This is a genomic window from Ruminococcus sp., assembly GCF_016283395.1.
On record NZ_JAEEMU010000025.1, the window covers coordinates 1 to 2,397 of the forward strand.

Annotated in this window: 5 protein-coding genes; all 5 read right to left on the reverse strand. The window is 42.5% G+C overall.

Annotated features, from left to right (window positions below; genetic code table 11):
* A partial coding sequence (locus tag QZZ41_RS00480; protein WP_295066668.1) for a hypothetical protein occupies positions 1–607 on the reverse strand: 607 nt, incomplete at its 3' end.
* Entirely contained in the window at positions 577–1,092 is a 516-nt protein-coding gene (locus QZZ41_RS00485; RefSeq protein ID WP_295066671.1) for an RNA polymerase sigma factor, read from the reverse strand. The genes QZZ41_RS00485 and QZZ41_RS00480, both read right to left, overlap by 31 nt.
* A gap of 68 nt (positions 1,093–1,160) precedes the next feature.
* Positions 1,161–1,373 carry a helix-turn-helix transcriptional regulator gene (locus tag QZZ41_RS00490; protein ID WP_295066674.1) on the reverse strand — a complete coding sequence of 71 codons (213 nt, stop codon included), beginning with the start codon at positions 1,371–1,373 and terminating at the stop codon, positions 1,161–1,163.
* Between the two features lie 11 nt (positions 1,374–1,384).
* Complete coding sequence (locus tag QZZ41_RS00495) at positions 1,385–1,843, reverse strand: hypothetical protein (RefSeq protein WP_295066675.1); 459 nt, start codon at positions 1,841–1,843, stop codon at positions 1,385–1,387.
* 19 nt (positions 1,844–1,862) lie between these two features.
* Positions 1,863–2,397, reverse strand: a 535-nt coding sequence (locus tag QZZ41_RS00500) for a DUF2975 domain-containing protein (protein ID WP_295066677.1), incomplete at its 5' end; no start/stop codon positions are given.

The window sequence follows — 2,397 nt, forward strand, 5'->3', positions numbered from 1 at the left end:
GGATAAAATCCTTTTCTTCTTCCAGTTCTTTTCCGCTGGTGTCTTTTATTATCCTTCGTGTCACATATGCATTATCATCAGACTTTATAACGACTTTATAATTATTGATCGAAAAGCTGACTCCTGAATAAGAGTACATATAACTCTCTTTATACACCGTATCTTTTTCAACTTCTAATTCTTTCCATTCAATACTTTCAAAATAATCACAAAGCTTCTTTGCTATATCGTCATAACCCACAACAGTCGCATTAATGACTCTGTCGGTTGCATTGAATACTGCATCATGGAGCGGAAGTGTAGCAAAGGGGAAATGGCAGTTACGTTCATTATATATCCTTTGCTCGCCATGAGGCTCTATACCGCTTCTTTCACTGTATTTGTAATACGCTCCGCCGCCGATAGCTCCTGCACATATAACAAATGCCGCAGCTATTGCAAGTCCGCGAAATCTCTTTGGCTTTATTACGTCAACATGAGTTACGACGTCTTCGTACTCATCTTCTGTTTTTTGCTCAATTCCTGCAAGCTTTTTCTCCATTTCTTCGCAGAATTTACTGCTGAGCTGAAGCTCATTCAGAGCGTCTTTATAATCGTCTCTCCGCATGACTCATCCTCCTTTTCAAGTTCAGCTCTTAACTTTTCCCGTCCCCTTTTCAGTAATGAACCAACCGTGTTCTCGTTCTTTTCTGTTATCTCGGCTATTTCTTTTATGCTGTAGCCCTCATAATAGTAAAGGAATATGACCTCGGCATACTTCCGCGGAAGCTCCGATATCTGTCGGCGCAGTTCGCGCCCTTCGGTGCTTATCCCATATATAGCCTCGGACTGTTCCAGCTCGTCGATAGAACAGGTACGGCTGAAGCGAAAGCTTCTCCTGAGATTTTTGCACTTGTTTATCGTTACCCTGAGAAGCCACGCTTTAAGATGTTCATCGTCATTAAAGGATCGGGGTGTTGTGTGTAATGAAAGGAAAACGTCCTGAACTATATCCTCTGCCTCGGCATAGCTGCCGCAGAACGCAAAGGCTGCGCGCAGAACTGTGTTTCCGTATTTTCTGAATGCGTATAATGCAGTACTGTCATTATTCATTGCTGTGACCTCCTTTCATATACAACACACTTGAGGAATGAGTAATTGTGCAGAGAGTTTAAAAAAATTTATTCTTCGTCGTCTGTGAATTCAAGTATATCTCCGGGCTGGCAGTTCAGCGCCTTGCATATGGCGTTGAGTGTGGAGAAGCGAATTGCACTTACCTTGCCTGTTTTCAGCTTTGACAAATTAACATTGCTTACCCCAACACGGTCGCTGAGCTCGTTAAGGCTTATCTTTCTGTCCGCCATTACGCGGTCAAGTCTTAAAATTATCGACATATGCGCTCACCTCATAAAGTCTCGTCAGACTCGATCTGGAGAAGCTTGCCGTAGCGCATTATCTCGGCAAAGAACAGGAAAACTACAGCTCCGAATACTGAAAAGATCGAAGAGAATAATGCCGATATGAACGACATACCTGTGCTGTGCCTTATCAATGCAGTGATGATACTGCCGATAAGTGACAGTGCGGCTATAACTCTGACTGCTGTTATATTGTCGTTTGTAAACGGTCTGCCGCTTCGGAATATCCTGTAGAAAATTATCATCTCAATAAAGAATGTTGCCCCATTGAAAGCATAATTTGAACACTCTCCTAACATTATCTTATTGAAAGCAGGATGCAGTTCTTTAGAGGTTTGGTATGCCATTACCGCTAAGGTCACCGAAAGGGCTGTCTCAAGAGCAGCTATTATCATTACAATGAGGCTGCTTCTCTTTATCATGGCTTCTGTTTTTGTTTTATTCATATTGATCTCTCCTTTGTTCTTATAATGTCTCGTCTGACTCTTTCTGTAAAATTGTTCCATAGCGGAAAACCAGTGAAAAGGCGTAAAGAACTATGCCTGCAAGCCAGAGCATACCTATTTCTATTGTTTCTTCATACATATACTTGAAAAGTGCTTTTGAAACCTCAAGAACTATAAGGCTCACGCCCATATTTCTGATAGTACGGCTTATCTTTTCGGTAAAGGGCGAAGCTCCGCGGCTCATTCCGAAGAGAAGCTGCAGACCTGCGACTATGGCTATAACAACCGCAGTTATCATGACAACTGCACAAAGCACACCAAGTATCGCCTTCCACGCAGGCAGGTCGCTGCCGCCCTCATCAACAGAGTTCCAGCCGTCAATAAAACCGCTCTTAGCGTCAGGGAAAAGGGCGTATACCGCCAGACCTAAGTAAACTATAAGTCCCACCACTGATATTCTGCTTATGTTTTTGATCTTTGAAGTTAATTTTTCGTTGTTCATAATAATTATCTCCTTGTAGTCTTTCTGAGGATTTCCTCTCCTGTGACTACAG